At 38.5% G+C, this 16,298-nt stretch carries 7 protein-coding genes and 1 pseudogene; 1 reads left to right on the top strand and 7 read right to left on the bottom strand.

Features of this window, described 5'->3' with window-relative positions:
* The 7 genes and pseudogenes from RLO81_RS15225 to RLO81_RS15195 form a co-directional block, all read right to left on the bottom strand.
* Window positions 1–663: pseudogene (locus RLO81_RS15225) on the bottom strand (glycosyl hydrolase family 17); the annotation flags it as partial.
* 25 nt (window positions 664–688) lie between these two features.
* Window positions 689–2,494, bottom strand: coding sequence for a glycoside hydrolase family 3 protein (locus RLO81_RS15220; RefSeq protein WP_350113444.1), 1,806 nt, complete (start codon window positions 2,492–2,494; stop codon window positions 689–691).
* Window positions 2,494–5,904, bottom strand: coding sequence for a 1,3-beta-D-glucan phosphorylase, GH149 family (locus RLO81_RS15215; protein WP_502880460.1), 3,411 nt, complete (start codon window positions 5,902–5,904; stop codon window positions 2,494–2,496). The genes RLO81_RS15220 and RLO81_RS15215 overlap by 1 nt, the downstream gene beginning before the upstream one ends.
* An 81-nt stretch (window positions 5,905–5,985) precedes the next feature.
* Window positions 5,986–8,250: an immunoglobulin-like domain-containing protein gene (locus tag RLO81_RS15210; protein ID WP_350113438.1), complete on the bottom strand. Its 2,265-nt coding sequence runs from the start codon at window positions 8,248–8,250 to the stop codon at window positions 5,986–5,988.
* A 26-nt stretch (window positions 8,251–8,276) separates the two neighbouring features.
* Window positions 8,277–9,080, bottom strand: coding sequence for a glycoside hydrolase family 16 protein (locus RLO81_RS15205; RefSeq protein WP_350113435.1), 804 nt, complete (start codon window positions 9,078–9,080; stop codon window positions 8,277–8,279).
* 27 nt (window positions 9,081–9,107) lie between these two features.
* Window positions 9,108–10,574 (bottom strand): Ig-like domain-containing protein, encoded by a 1,467-nt coding sequence (locus RLO81_RS15200; protein WP_350113432.1) that lies wholly within the window; start codon window positions 10,572–10,574, stop codon window positions 9,108–9,110.
* A 10-nt stretch (window positions 10,575–10,584) separates the two neighbouring features.
* A complete protein-coding gene (locus RLO81_RS15195) occupies window positions 10,585–13,722 on the bottom strand; it encodes a glycoside hydrolase family 2 TIM barrel-domain containing protein (protein WP_350113430.1) in 3,138 nt (1,045 codons plus the stop codon).
* A gap of 258 nt (window positions 13,723–13,980) precedes the next feature.
* On the opposite strand from RLO81_RS15195, the gene RLO81_RS15190 reads away from it, so the two are divergent.
* Window positions 13,981–16,298: triple tyrosine motif-containing protein (locus tag RLO81_RS15190; RefSeq protein WP_350113428.1), on the top strand; the 2,318-nt coding region annotated here is incomplete at its 3' end.

Raw genomic sequence — 16,298 nt, 5'->3', positions numbered from 1 at the left:
GCCACCGCCCCATGAAGAAAAATCATCGGAACTAGTAATCCACAGGTCTTTTGGCAGCATACTTTCTTTTTTCAGATTTTGAACGTGCCTGACCCACTTTAAAATGACTGCAGGCTGAACATAATAACTTTCTGCCCATTTAACCATGGCTTCATTGCCAATGGCAAGAACCTTAACAATATCTGGGTAAGTATTTACTAGATTAACAGCCCGTTGTATTTCACCTTCATTTTGTTCACTTTCAATGTTATGATCTGGTGGAAGCTCTGTCCAGGCATTTTTGCAGTCTATCCATGCACCAAGCATTACGTACATTTCAAATCCTTTTTGTTCTTGCTTAAGCTCGGTAATGGCTTTTAAAATGTTACCAGCATGGGGTAGCTGAACATTATAAGTTCTCAGTATTTTAATACCCAAAGCAGATAGAATCTTCAAATCCTCTTTTAGCTGTGGAATAGTGGGTTGATCTTCCCGGGTTTTTGTTCTATAACCTCCGTAGGATATGGCCTGATACTCTGGTTTGCCTAATATATCTTTTGCTGTCACTGATTTAGTTTCTCTAATTGTTTCTTGATTATTTGATTCATCATTTTTCGTATTTGTGCATGACAACAGATACGTTGCCACTGCAGTAATAAATACTATTTTTACTGCATTTTTCATGATTTTTGTGTTAGTTCTGCTACGATCATTGGTTGATGTTATAATTTAATCCATAACCAAATGGGTATAACGGCTGAATACTTTTATCCCAATAATTTGGTCCATATTTACCTTCAAAATCGCTTATTTTTTTAGGCCATGAATGTGGTAGTTTTCCTTTGAAGTCGTGTTTTCCATATAGTACTTCGGCAATTCCTCCGCCTTCTGCCCCTGGCAACCAGGCAGCTACAAACGCATCTGACTCGTTAATTTCGTCAGTAACAATCAACGGCCGACCTGAAATAAGCACAACTACCACTGGAATTTCTTTTTTCTTATAATTATCAATGTATTTCTTATGCTCTTCAGTGAGGGTCAGTTGAAACAAGTCCATTTCACCACCTATATCGCCATAAAACTCTGCATATGGCTTTTCTCCAACAACAACTAAGGCAACATCTCCATCATATTTACCCGTTCCGTCCTTGTCATAGACTACATTTTCAGGAGCGATTTCATTGAAACCTTCCAGTATAGTAGTTGCTCCCTGGTAATTTTCTTCGGTGCCTTGCCAATGTATCGTCCACCCACCGGATTGTAATCCTGCATTATTGGCAAACTCGCCCACCACAACAATTTTTTGTTCAGGGTTAAGCGGGAGGGTATTCTTATTATTTTTTAAAAGTACCAACGACTCTCGTACCGCTTGCCTGGCAACTTGACGGTGATTTTCACTACCAATTACATCAATCAATTTGGCATCAGGAAATGGGTTATCGAACAAACCCATCTTGAATTTTAATTTTAATATTCGTTTAACTGCATCATTTATTCTTGACTCAGAAACCAGGCTATCTTCTACAGCTTTTTTAAGCCCTATTTGAAAACCTTCCAGATCTCCGTCCACAGCCATCACCATGTCAATTCCTGCATTAATTATTTCATATTCACCAAATCGTGAATAGCCCTTCCAATCGGTGAGTACAATGCCTTCAAATTTCATAGAATTTTTTAGCGTATCGGTTATTAATGCTTTGTGGGCATGCATAGAGATACCCTGCATGGTGTTGAATGAAGTCATTACAGCGCCAACTCCGGCATTTATGGCAGCTTGATAGGGCGGAAGTAATCGTTTGGTAACTTCCTTCATGCTTAATGTGGTTTCACCGCCTTCTAAGCCATTATCTGTCGAGCCATCACCAATGAAGTGCTTGGCCGTTGCCAGTACCGATGAAGCCTTACTAAAGTCCCCTTGATGTCCTTCCACAGAAGCTTTTGCCATGTTGGAAGTTACCTCCATACTTTCAGAGAATGCCTCATAAACGCGGCCCCATTTCTCGTTGTAAGGTATTGCAATACATGGAGAGAATACCCAATTGAAACCTGTTGCTCTCGATTCCAGTGCAGTGATTTCTGCGGCTTTTTTTACCAATTCCACATTGCCAGAGGCTCCAAGGCCAATGTTGTGTGGAAAAATGGTTGCACCGTCAAAAGTATTTTGTCCATGTACCGCATCAACACCGAAGAAAAGAGGAATTGATAAACGCTGAGATAAAGCTTTTTTCTGAAGTTCTATGAACTTCTCCTGCCATTCGCGTGCGGTTTCACCAGGCGTTGGACCTTCTGTATGAATAATTGCACCTAAATGCTTTCCTTCAATGTGTTCATCAAAATGGCGAACCATTGTCATCTGACCTATCTTTTCATCCAAAGTCATATGGGCTAAAAGTGAATCTGCCTTTTTCTCAATCATATCATACTCTGTAATCCCTTCAGTCATTTTACTATTACAAGCATTATAAACAGCTATAAATAAGAAGATTATAATTCCATAGCTGTTGAGATACTTCATTACTTTAATATTGATTCTACAATTTGTACTTCAACCTTTTTAATTGATCCAGTGCGCTTAAAAATTTCATTCGTTGTGGGCTTATCCAATGTCAAACCATTGATTGTTCTCTTTCCATTTTTAGCATGGATTTCAATTTGATTATTTAATCCAAGTTTGTAGATGATTGGCGTCTGGCAATAAGTAAAGGCAAGTGCATTTTTTGGAATTGGAATTGAATTTAGGTTTGAATTCAAATCATAATACTCAAACATTTTTTCCTGTTCCAATAACTCATTTTTTCTAAGCATTACCGGCTCAAAACTTATTCTGCCATGCTGTACAGTTACGCCTAATTCACCAAACCTGCTCAATATATCTTCTTTAACCTGGCCGGTCATACCCGGTTGTTGTGCACCCTTGCCCATTGGCGTATGTGAATAGGGGTCTGTTGGAAAAGCACCGTATAGTTCAGGCGATTTATGGACACCTATCCCCTCATTTATTTCATAGTAGTGCTCTAACAGTCTGCCTATAATTTCTGAACTCTCATTCAATTCTATTGCTTGCAGGCAACATTCCTGTGTTGCCAGTGAGAGTTTGGAAACCATGTGCCAATATATAGAACCAAGACCTTCATAACCGAAGAATGTACCCGAACGCCCGGTAAATGATTTATGGTTAAAAACATCTTCAAAGACAGAAAGAATGTAGTCTGATTCTTTTTTTACAAGTTTTTCAAATCCCGTCTCTTGCAAGTGGGTTAATGCATTTTTTAAATCATTGGCATTTTTAAAGTTGCCATTGAAATGAAGTTGCCCATTAATATCTTGTTCAACAATGCTGGTGTTTCCTTTTGATATCAGACTCTTGAATAACTCTGATTTTTCTACAGCATTTTTTGGGATATTATTTTTGTTTAAAAATCCTGGAAGTTCTTTGTTAGGATAGAGCAGATAGCTGTACTGATCTGGTCTGAATAAAGCACTGCCCTTTAAGGCATCGAGCACGCCCAATGCCTGTTTTGGAGTCAGGTATTTACTGCTAAGTACTGCCACCTGACCTTCTAACATTTCATCCAAATTTCCTATGGATATTCCATTGGGATGAACAGACATAATGTTATAGGCATGATACATACCATCTTCTCTTTGATTTGCCTTTATGGTATGTTCTAAATAGCTGAGTGCCAATGATGCAAATTCTTTAATTTCACTTACCGGCACTTCAGTTTTGGTTCCTGAAAATGTAGTGTTATAAATTGATGTTCTATAATTGCTGGCAGCTATGCCTAACTTGTCTGTGATAATTTTACGCTTGGTATCGTCAAAATTACCTTTTAAGAGTTGTTCGTGATCAGCAAGGGTATTCTTTATGTTTTCGAAACAAGTGACTAGTTCACTAGAAAATTTTAACGAGGCTGAATCGTCTGGTAATAAATTAATGAAAAATTTAAGAAAACGATATAGGTAATATAGCGTTACCATAGACACCCCGTTTCCTACAAGGGCATTATTGGCATCGTTCCATTCTGGCCGCTGAGTATTCATCCATATACCACCTTCGGGTATGAAATTTGACATTTTTGCCAATACAGATGCTAAAATCTTTTCTATGAGGTTTACTTTATGAATCGAACCAGATTGATTGAGAAGTAAAGAGCTATCCGCACCAATTTCATTACTTCGCTTCTCAATTTCCCTGTCGGCATGTTCATCAAAATCGATGGTATCTTTTGGATTGGCCAAAATTTGATCATAGCTTTTAATACGATAAGGGACATTGGAATAAACAAACATCTCATCATCGAAATATTTGTTCAGGTTGCCTGGGTAATGATTCTCACTGATTTCCAGAAACTTTAGAAGGTATATTATTTGATGATCACCCCAATATCCTATGTACGACCAGGGATCATCCGGTTCAATTCTTTCCCAGTCGATACCGTCTTTAGTGATTCTGTAAGGATTGTAACCGTCAAAAGTGGAAGCATTTAAGAATCTAAATATCATTCCATCTATAAATTCTGGATAGGAGTGGGCGAGGGCTTCCCAATTCTGAAATATATCTCGCCAATTACCCTCATAGTCTAAAATTTTAGAGCCGTCTTCATTATGGGTGTTTATTGAAAATTGATTCCATGGCCTGCTCGGGTCTCCATGTCTGCGACTAAATTTTAATGGTAAATATTCTATACTCAAACGTTTTAAATCAGAATCATCTGTTTGTTTGTTAACCGCTTTAATAGTGTCTAACGAAATGGTATCCTCAAGCTCTTTGAGTTGCTTTTCATTTCTATTGAATACTTTTTTATTTGCATTTTTGAGGTATTGGCAATAATCATTTTTGTCAATTCTGTAAGCATCGTCAAAAATACCTCCTCGCATAATGTTAAAAAGTGTGTTTGAAAAATGCCTGGCATCTCTTAAACCATCTCTTGAAAGCTGAAGGGCATCTGCAGCTGCATTTAACTGAATTAATTTGTTAGTGCCAGAAGCAATATCTTTTTCTAATTCTGCTTGAAGTGAGCTTTCATTTTTTAAGCGTTCGTTTAAGTTAATAATTGAGCTTACTGTATTATTAACATTGGCTACTATCAGCCACTTTTTATCGGTATTAGGTGGCAGATTAATTGTTGATGATACAAAATAGGCTCCTTTTTCTGCTTTAATGTCAGTTTCCTCAACAAGTAGCTCTCCATTTCTAAACTTATTTAACTGAAGCGATGATAATAGGTGCGTGCAATTGTTAAGCCCTGTAGACCAGGCAATGTTTGCTTTTAATGCTTCACTGGGTTCTGCTCTATCTACAATTATTGCACTTAATGCAAATATTCCAATCCCTGATTCTGAATTCAATTCACTCCGTTTATAGGCGTCTACAAGGTTGCTTCTAATATCTTGAATGGCACTGCCCACACCAAATGGAATAATGTTTTGTAAACCATCTACAAGTGTTAGCTGAATGCTTGAGGTTGAATTGTTGGTAAGCTTACTTTTTCTGACAAATCCAAACTTATTGCTGGTATTCCATTCGTATTGAAATGTTAAACCCAACGTATGATTTACTTCTTCGAAAATAATTTTATTGCCATAGCTACTTTTGTAGAGGTTTCTGGTTAAGCTGTATTGAGCATAAAACCTTACTGAAAATGGTTCCCAAACCTTTACACCAGTATCCGACTGGATCCTAATAATCGTTTTGCTTCCTGTAGTTTCGGCCGATTCTATTAATTTATCATCCGTATAATATGGGAAGAGGGCATATTCAGCGTTTTTTCTGCCAGCAGTTAAGCCCCCATTACTGCCAATAAACATCCAATGATTGGAGTCACTAACAATGCTCATGAAAAAAGGCCTTAACCGGTCTACATTGGATATCTTAAAAAATGTCTCCTTATTTATAGAAACCTGTGTGATTTGTTGATCCAAAAGAAATTGATGATTTAAAGATTAAATAATATTATTTCAAAAGGTCGAACTTATTGGTCCGACCTTATTATCTGTATTTTATTATGGGTTAAGAACGATTGACACATTATCAATATTGGCTGTTACACCACAGCCTGCCGGCCCGCATACACCTTGAATTAACAGTGACAGCCCACCATTGGTATTGGCACCACCGGGTATTGTATATGTTTGTGTATAGGTAGTCCAATCTGCTGTTAAGGTTGGGTTTTGGCCAAGTGCCCCAAAATCCACAGTTATTGGGTCTCCTGCTTCGCCTTCTCCTAGTTCTACAAAGAGTAGTACACCAAATACACCGCCATCGCCTTGCAATGTCCCTTTATGATCAAAACTTATTTGAACAACATCACCAGCTTGAACTGTGCCAATACCAAACCTTTCTTTTTTGATTCCCGGATTTCCACCAGGGCCTACAACTTCAATTTTAGCTGAATTGGATCCACCATTATTTTCTGTATTGTCAATACTAACCGTACCGCCATTGTCGAAGAATAGCCAATCTCCTGGTGCATCTGCTATTCCATTTTCAGGATCTTCAAAACCTGGATTAATAATTAGGTTGCCGTCAACGGGATCGCCTCCACCTCCGCCTCCGCCTCCTCCGCCACCACCGGTGCTTGCTGCTAAGGCTACATCGTCAATAACTACAACACCAACATCTGCTCCCAAGTCAAATAAAAGTCGGTTATTTTCATTACCTCCAAATGGAGTACCAGACTCATCTGCACTTGTTGTAAGCTCCACAGTATACATAGTTGGCGTATCCGTTATTTCCAACCATGTAGTATCAGCTTCAAAATCACCAAAATTCTGCCCCAAACCTACTACAATGCTTCTAGTTCTATCAGAGGATGCTTCAAATGTTAACGTGTAAGTTTGTCCGATTACTAGATTTACTTCTTGACTTAGGTTCACATTAAATGGTTCACCAGCGGCTAGTACATCTGCAAAGTAAAAACTATTGTCACCTTCTGTTCTTACTTCTACACCTGTTGCGCTAAACCAACCTGTATCATCACCTGTTTCAAAGTCACCATTTACAAGGCCAACAGTAACGTCTCTAGTTACCGGGTCAGCTGCATTCCCGGCTTCGTCAGTTACATTATAAGTTACCGTGTAAGAACCTGCAATAGATTCATTGACATTGCTAGTTACAACAATTTCACTTGAAATATCACCATCAATATTATCGGTTGCAGTAGCCCCAGGGTCATTAAAAGTATCACCTGTGATAAATTTAAATGGATTGTCACCATTTAAAGTAATAACTGGTTTTACTAGGTCAGCATCTGAAACTATCACCGTTCTAATCACCTCATCAGCGGCATTTCCTGCTGCATCGGTTACGTTATATGTGATCTCATAACTCCCTTCAGTATTGATATCTAGAGCTGAATTATCTATGACGATATCACTTGAAATGTCACCGTCAATATTATCTATTGCAATTGCTCCTAATTCTATATATTCACCACCTGTAACAACAGCAACGGTGGCATCGCCATTTAGTGTGATAACAGGAGGCGTAGTATCTACGGTGGCACTTTGAATTACATCATCAAAATAAAATGTACCTGCTGTAGTGCCTGGGCCATCTGCAAAGAGCGTAAAAATTGAGTAGCTATCAGATGCGCTAAAATCGAATGTCATAACTTCCCAGCCTGTTCCACCATGACTTTCAGAAGCTTCTACCTCGTCTACATCATCACCTTCTAATTTGGCTAGGACATCAATTGGCGTATCCGACCAGAAACTCATGGTAACTGAACGTTCAGTTTCTAGGTTCAAATTGTTTCCTAAATCAAACGACACACCTTCGGATTCTGCACCACTATTGATGATGGCACCTACATTTGTGCTCTTATTATTTGACCCTGACTCATCAGGGTTGGACACCACTTCAAAAGAGGCACCACCGAATACATAAGCTTCATAATTTACGCTTGCATCATCAAAAGTAATGGGAAGGCTAACAATCTTTTTTACCACAACAGAAATGGTATCTGAAAACGTGTTGGAAGCCCCTGCTGAATTCAGGGCGGTTAAATTCACAATATAGGTACCATTTTCATACGTTTTGGTAGGCTCTTCATCTGTTGAGGTTGTTTCATCACCAAAATCCCATTGGTAGGAATCGGCATTTTCCGATGTATTTTCGAAAGTTACTGTTCCTGAATTTTCGTTTAATTCAAAATTGAATCCTGCAATTACCTGAGGTAAGTTCTCATCTTCGTCCCCGCAACCTGCGAAAAGAAAAATCAGGGCAAATGCTGGAATGATTAATAAATAGTTTATAATATTTTTCATGATTGGAAGCTTAGTCATTTAAATCATTATTTGTAAACCCTAACATAGTCTACCTCCAAAGTCTGAGGGAAGACTGTATTATCGCTAGGTGAACCAACAAAAGTTCCACCAACAGCAAGGTTAATTAGTAAATAGAATGGTTTATTAAATACCCATTCGCCTGTTACATCACCAGGAGTAATTTGGTTGTACAATACATCGTCTACATAAAAGTTGATGTAATTGGGACCCCATTCAATGCCAAAAACATGAAATTTGGTATCAAACCGATCATTAGTTAATGTATAACTTTTGGTTATCGCCTCACCGGCAGAGTATCCAGGTCCGTGGACAGACCCTAAAACAGTGGAAGGATCCTGTCCTCGAAACTCCATAATGTCTATTTCTCCGGCATTCGGCCAAGGATTAATCAATATGTCAGCACCAAGCATCCAGAAAGCAGGCCAAATACCCTGACCCCAGGGTAGCTTCATTCTTGCTTCAAAACGACCATACTGTTGTTCAAATAGATCTTTAGTGAGAATTCTTGCAGACGTATAGCCTGAACCTTCGAAGTTTTCCTTAATGGCAGTTATTTTTAATATACCATCTTCAACCCTTACATTCTCAGACCTGTTAGTATAATATTGAAGTTCTTGGTTTCCCCAGCCATTGTTGCCTGTTCCAATATCAAAATCCCATATTTCTGGGTTTGGGGCCCCATCAGTATCAAATTCCTCAGCTAATACAAGCGTATTTAGGGTAACTACCTCTTGGTCTTCACCCTCACAACCAACCATGCATCCTAATAAGAGTATGGGTAAGATATATTTTAAGCTTAATTTATTCATCATTTCAATTTTCAAATTCATCACGTATTAATCTTTGTAGAAATAAATATTGTCAACGAAAATATCAGTTATTCCACCTTGCACGAATACCACTCTTGCCACATTGCTGAGGTTAGGAGACCCAGCACCTCCACCGCCTGTTCCTTGCGTGAATGCATCCAATGGTATATCAATCCCAATCCAGGCGCCCTCTTCAAGCTCAGATCCAAGAACATTAAATCCACCAGCTGTATCATCTGACCCACCTAAACCAGTATCCGTATTATCTGGTCCAAAATCGATGATTTCAACCACCAGTACGGCTGTCGGATCAAATTCTTGGGTAACTTGAACATCTAAATGTAGAAATGACATGCCAGATACATCTACGGTACCATCCCATCCGAGACCAACAAAATCAATATTGCTGTAAGCCAGCGCAGGATTACCTGCAATATCAATAACGGCTATATCAATTGGGCCACCAGCACCTGGGCCATTAAAAACAGCTGGTTGAAAACCACTTACACTTGCATAAGCATCACTATAGATTGAAACAACGTTTGCCGGATCACGAGCTGGAGGTGTATCTGGTACAGGGATATTGCCAACTACATTAAGTGCTATCGACCCGAAGGCTTCAATACCGTTGATTTCAGCTGTTATAACAGCATTACCTCTTTTTAGATTCGTAACTTGGCCTAGTTCATTAACTCTTGCCACTTCGGGATCACTGGAGTGAAAATCAAAATAACGCGGAGCTACACTAACAGTTAAATCCTGGCCAGTTCCTAGATTAAAAGTTTCTGTGAATGGACCAAGTTCTAGTGTAACGCCAATAAATGTTTCTGTTTCTATATCCTGACCTTCTAAGATGGATGGTCGTGGTTGTGCTATTGTTCCCAGCTTTTCGAATCTTAATTCGTCAATCCAAAACGTCCAGCCAACTTCATTGCCATTTGGCACACCGTCCGGGTCTATTCCGCCAGCAGAAAATTCAAAGACATTTCTTTCTTCAATGAGTACAGAGGGGTCCGGTATTGGAATGATATATTGTTGCCAGCTTGTACTCAGTTGAACATTGGAGGCTGCAGCTCTGTATTCCAATCCAAAGCCTACTTCGCCAAGTATCCCCGCCTGGGAACCTTTTGCCCAGAAAGTTAAAGCATCAAAATCAGTTAGATTTCTTCCTGTTCCATCGATAACAAAACTTGCTCCAGCAAAATTACCGCTGGGATCTGTGGCATTAGGAACATCTATCCTGATGGAAGCTTCCCCTTGGTAGGCTTCAGATTCATCTACTGAAAAAACGTCTGGCTTGGCTCCATCACCAACAAAAGGAAAGTAAAAGTTTGAGCCAAGGCCAATGAATGTATCTGTAAAAATGTCTCCTGTTTTCGAAAATGTGGCAAATCGAACATCTTCAGATGGTTCTCTTTCACAACCTGAAATTGTTAAAATAAATAATGCCAGAAACAAAATTTTAGAAGTTTTTATCAATTGTATATTTTTCATTTCTCTGATATTATTGTCCAATGTTTATGTGAACATATGTTCTAAATTCCCACTCGTTACCATCTGGAAAGCCTACGGGGCTTATAATAGGGGCAGTGGCAAATTCATCGGCTGCTAACGGAGCATACCTAGGGGAGTATTGGTTTAATGATCTCCAAGTAAAACGCGCCCCGATAGTAGTATTAGGTAAAATAAACCAGTCTTGTTTGCCTGCTGTGGTTGAAATGTCAGCCATCAGCTGTAGCGGGAAGGTTAGGTTAAAATCTCTGTGGTAATCGAATGGCCCCCAATCGTTCACTTTAACATGAGACATTAATTTCATTTTCTTGTAAATCACCCTCACTTCTCCACCATATCTCTCTATACTTCTTGGATCCGGGCCATTTGCTTGTCCGTTTCCACCATAGAGATTACCAATTATTCCTAGTTCAGGATTTAGTTTAGATACAATACGAGCATGCACTTCCCATAAGTCGAGCGCAGGTGGTGCACCGTCAGCTGCGCTAGGAATACGACCTGTTCCTGGAAAAATTACCGCTGCATCTTGTGAAGTTGGCAGATGTCGATATACAAATCCGAAACTTGCAGCCAATTTGGCATCTTCGGCACGGTCATTATCCCATTCGTACATCCATGAACCTGGTGTCGGGTCGTATGTGAAGAGAATTTCACCCGCTACTGTTTCCCTGTTGGCTCTTACTACAAACGGATCATCTAAGATGTTTCTTAATCTTCCAGGTCCGCCAGTATCACCAGGCATTGGGTCTACAAGTGGTTTCTGATATAAGAAATTAGGTGCTATTTGCCATTTTCCAATACCGTAAGTAAATCCTGTTAAAACGTTGGTTTGATTACCGCTTCCGCTATCTTTTAACTTCCAGCCTGTAAATGTTTGTGTATAATCGCCACCACCATTGGCCACTAAACCCATGGCAGCTGTAGATGCGTACCAGTTGATTCTTCCTCCTTGGTACGTTAATTTAACTTTTCCGCCCCAGGTGTCGTCAGCACTTACTTCATCAACGAATACCTCGTAATCTCCTTCTTCACCTCTGGCAAATTGAAACTCTCGACCAACGAGCGGCTGGCCACCCCAGATTCCACCAACTTCTACTTTTAATTTATCGAATTCAGTTTCGGCATGTAGCGTAACCCTTCTGGTTTTAGGCTGTGGTACGGCAATAGATGTTACTGCTGCTCCCGGGTTTTCTATATCTTCATGAAATATACCCGTCACTTTAAATCGGTCAATATGTTTAGTGTATTTTACAAGGAGTGCAGGGTTAGCTCCCCACCACAGTTCTCTACCATAAGCCAGCTTCAAACCCTTAAATATTTTTTTACCCTCTACTTCTACACCTTGCGGTGCTAGTCCGCCATAGATATCCAGATTAGGTCCGTAATTAGCTTCAGGGTATAAACCGAAGAAGTCTCCCTCATATCCCCAATGGTAATGGCCTGTTCTGTAGAATCCCTCCAGATTAAAATATTCATGATTCCAACTATATTCTGCTTGATAAACAGACAATCTGTTTAATTGAGTTGGCACAGGACCATTGCCATTTTGTGTGTTAACGAAGTCTGTACGGCCACGAGCTTCATAAAATAATTCATTAATAGGATTTTCTGCCACGTTACCCACAACATTAAAGGTTACTTCAGCTCTAATATTGGATGCTGGGTTGGCTTCAAAACCGATAAAATAGGATTCCATGTGATCGAACCCTAATTCACTTGGAAAGACAGGGTTTGTTGGATCGGCCTCATCAGGTGTAGTTATTAATTTTCCTCCTGTATTAAAAGTGCTAAACTCAGCTCTAAGTGTACTTAACTTAATTTTGCCACCTTGGTCAGCTTTTAATGCGGCTTTATCGCCTCTGGCTTGCGATACTGCATTCATCAATTGAATGCCTAAGAAATGGCTTTCAACGCTTTCGCCTGTTAAACCAGGGTAGTACGGGTCGAAGGCATGCACTTCTTTGAGTGCGTAGTAAGCTGCACGAGGATAAAGCGTATACAAACCTCTTGCGTCCGTCTGTCCCTTAGCACAGATGCCAAACCACTCTTCATTCATATTGTTTTCGCCTTGCTTAAAATCGCTGGTGTAGCCACCGTTACCCCAAGAGGCTTCGGTGTTATGAATATCTAATTCCTTTGTTTGTCCTCTTTTCCACCAGCCATCACTAAATTGAAAGGTGAAACCACCAATTGAGTTGCCACTTTTTCCTAAACCTGCGGCATTGGCATAAATGTCATTCCAATTGTTTACCATGTAAAATGCCTGCGATTTTTGATCTTCCCTGTTTTCTATGGCGTTATAAGCATCAGCACCAAATTCAGCGAAGAGTATTGGCTTGTCTAACTCATTCTTAACACGTTCAAAAGCATCTCCGAAAGACGCTCCACGATACATATTTGTACCATATATATCTATGTCAGGGCATTCTTCTTTTACCAGGTCAAGGTATAATAAATCACCATTACAAATGGCAATGGGATGTGATGGATCGAGCGATTTCATTTCCAGAACGGCCTCATTAAACAATTTATACATTGCGCGTGCTCGCTGGCGAATAGTTGAGCTTTCACTATCTATCGGAATATCTTCTGTTTCGGCACCGCCCCAGGATAGACCGTAGTTATTTTCATTACCCAACATATAAAGTAAAAGGCCAGGAGTATCTTTATATTCATTGACTAAATCCCTTACTGTGTTCATAAGCAAATCCCTAACACGCTCATCAGCGTATTCTGTATTTGCTAACCAAGTACCATTAATAGTAAGCCCATATCGTCCAAATGGATCGTTAATCATAGTATAAATACCATAATTTTCGTAGATGTACTTCACCCATTTAGGCTGAATTCCAACATAAACCCTAATCGCATTAACTCCCATATTTTTCAATAATGACATTTCCGCATCGAGTGCTGCCTGGATAATGTTGTCGGGTTGATTCCAAAGACTGTATGAATAGTTTGTTCCAATGGGTACGTAATCCCAGTTCATACCGTTAATCATGAAGTCTTTTCCATTAACTTTTAGCTTATATCCTTCGCTATTCTTTACTACAGCTACTTCATCAGACTGGGCATTTACTGTTGTAATTGATATAAGAAAAAAAATTACTAAGTAGAAGTTTTTCATTTTATATTATTTGGTTCATTTTTTTCTTCTTTTAAGAGTGCAATCGATTTATTTTTTCTTGCAAACGTTTACTGCGGCTCATGAAAAACAAATTGTTTACTGGATTGTTTTAGGCACAGAATTCCCAAACTAGATTTATTCTTGTGCTATTTCCTAAAAAATTACTACATCAATTATTTACACAGACTACTACAAAATTGTTTTTAGACTGCTTCACTGATTAAATTTTAGATATATTTACTCTACAACTGCCTCAACATGAATATTTTTAAATTACTCTTTTCTGTTTTATTGTTGAACTTGATTCTTCTGTCCTTCACCATAGTGGGGCAGAAAAAAACAGGTGTATATCCGATCAAAAATTTTGGACCTGAAGAATATCAGGCAGGTATTCAAAATATAGATTTTGCACAAAACAGAAATATGAACCTTTTTGTGGCCAATAATTTAGGTGTGCTTTCTTATAACGGTAGCAAGTGGGAAACTCATGCCTATAGAAATGGAAAGAAGCAACGTTCACTAGCATTTGATCAAATATTAAATCGACTTTATGTGGGTTCGCAAGGTGAATTCGGATATTTTGAGAAGAATTGGGAATATACTTCCCTTTCAAAATTAATTTCCGAAGAATCACCAGATTTTGATGAGGTGTGGGACGTGTTCATTTTTGATTCCAACGTATATTTTTGTACGTTCCAGGCTATTTTTGTTTTTGACGGAACTTCTATCAACACTATTACAAATGAAATAGGCTTTAATAGATCATTTTCTACCAGAAACAGATTATATACCCAAAATCAAAATGGAAAGCTATTTGAAATTGATGGATTGGATCTTGTGCCTGGAATTAAACAAGGTCAATTTAACCAGATAGTTTCAGGTATAATCTCTGTAGATCAAGGTAATCTTATTTTTTACAATTCTGGAGAGGTAGAGTTAACAAATATTGTAGATGTAAAAACTATTTATCCTGAGCTGATAAATGCCTTATCTGGTAATTATATAAATCATGTTACTCAATTGTCAGATTCCAGATTATCAATTTCAACACAAAGGGCAGGACTTTTTTTATATGATTTACAAAGTGGTGTTATCGAGAATATTAATGCATCAAATGGACTACAATCCAATGCTTGTTTAAGATCTTTTCAAGACCATTCTGGAAATCTCTGGGTAGGAATGCAGAATGGCTTGGCATTACTTGATATAAATTCACCAATTAGGCTTATAGGAAAAGAAATTAACATTCAAGGAAGCGGCTATGAAGCGTTTCAACGACCTGAAGGAACTTATTATACTACATCAAACGGGATATACTTTTTAGCAAATGGAGCAGCTCAGTGTGTATTTTTAGCAGGTACTGAAGGTCCTTCCTACAGCATAAAACTTATAAATAACTACTTATACGCTGGCCATCATTCAGGGCTCTTTTTACTCGAAAATGGTAAGGCTTTACGTACTGCCAGTACAGATGGTTTGTGGGACATTAAGCGTTTACAGTCAAACCCAAATTATGCACTAGCCGGTACTTATTCCGGATTATATCTGTTTGAAATTACAAATGAAGGTAAGCTTAATGCAAAATATAAAATCCGCGGTTTTCAGGAATCGAGCAGGTTCTTTGAAGAGGACATAAACGGTGCTATTTGGGTAGGGCAGTTTTACAAAGGGCTATACAAATTGGATTTAAACAATGACCTTAGCGCTACTTCTGTTGAGCGTATTACTAGTGACAATGTACCCATTGAAGAACATATAGTATTAAGTGAAATCAATGACGAACTTTTTCTGGCTACTAAATCTGGCGTATATCAAATTAATCAGGATGACAATACGATATCAGAAAGCAAGGTATTTAATGCTGAATTAGAAAATCAATGGGTTTATCTCTTAACCCAAGATAAAAACAAAAATGTGCATGTTTTTTCAGAGAGCAGGGTAGGCTTTTATAAACAAGTAAGCCTTAATAATTATCTTTTTGTTCCATCGTCCCTTTTTCAACTAAGGCACTCTTTTAATAATGATTTGCTAAATGTTTCAACCCATATAGAAGATGGGGTATACTTTAATGCGAATGAAGGATTTATTTATTATAACCCATTAGTTGAAAATCAAATAACAATGGATAAAAAACCTGTGGTAAGCAGTATTTTTAGCGTGGATGAAGACACTTTGTTATTTGCTCGTCTGCCGTTCGAAGATATAGTACGTACTAATAGTTCCATTGCGTTTAAGGAAGTAAAGGATATACAGTTTACAGTTGAATCTTTCAAATTTAAAAATGTCGATAATCAACAATTTAGATACCATTTGGAGGGGTTTGATAAAGTCTACTCAGACTGGACTTTTTCCCCAGTAAAGGAATATACCAATTTACCTGCCGGCAAGTATAAATTTTATGTACAAACCCTTAATTCTTTAGGAGAGCGCTCTACAAGTGAACCACTAATTATTACGGTAAAGCCACCTTTTCTTAAAACAAAATGGATGAAGTTAATTTATGGGCTTTTAGGTATTACACTTATTGTTCTTCTTTATCGTTTTCAACGTTTTAGATACAAAGGGAAAGAGAAGAA

The organism is Fulvivirga sp. (genome assembly GCF_040220315.1).
Lineage (GTDB): Bacteria > Bacteroidota > Bacteroidia > Cytophagales > Cyclobacteriaceae > Fulvivirga.
Note: the sequence above shows the minus strand (reverse complement) of the source record. Positions and strands in the feature narration are given on the sequence as shown.

What these genes read in the sequence shown, in the direction of transcription:
- RLO81_RS15195 (WP_350113430.1), bottom strand. Translation starts at nt 13,722, where the DNA reads ATGAAAAACTTCTACTTAGTAATTTTTTTTCTTATATCAATTACAACA.
- RLO81_RS15200 (WP_350113432.1), bottom strand. Translation starts at nt 10,574, where the DNA reads ATGAAAAATATACAATTGATAAAAACTTCTAAAATTTTGTTTCTGGCA.
- RLO81_RS15220 (WP_350113444.1), bottom strand. Translation starts at nt 2,494, where the DNA reads ATGAAGTATCTCAACAGCTATGGAATTATAATCTTCTTATTTATAGCT.
- RLO81_RS15210 (WP_350113438.1), bottom strand. Translation starts at nt 8,250, where the DNA reads ATGAAAAATATTATAAACTATTTATTAATCATTCCAGCATTTGCCCTG.
- RLO81_RS15205 (WP_350113435.1), bottom strand. Translation starts at nt 9,080, where the DNA reads ATGAATAAATTAAGCTTAAAATATATCTTACCCATACTCTTATTAGGA.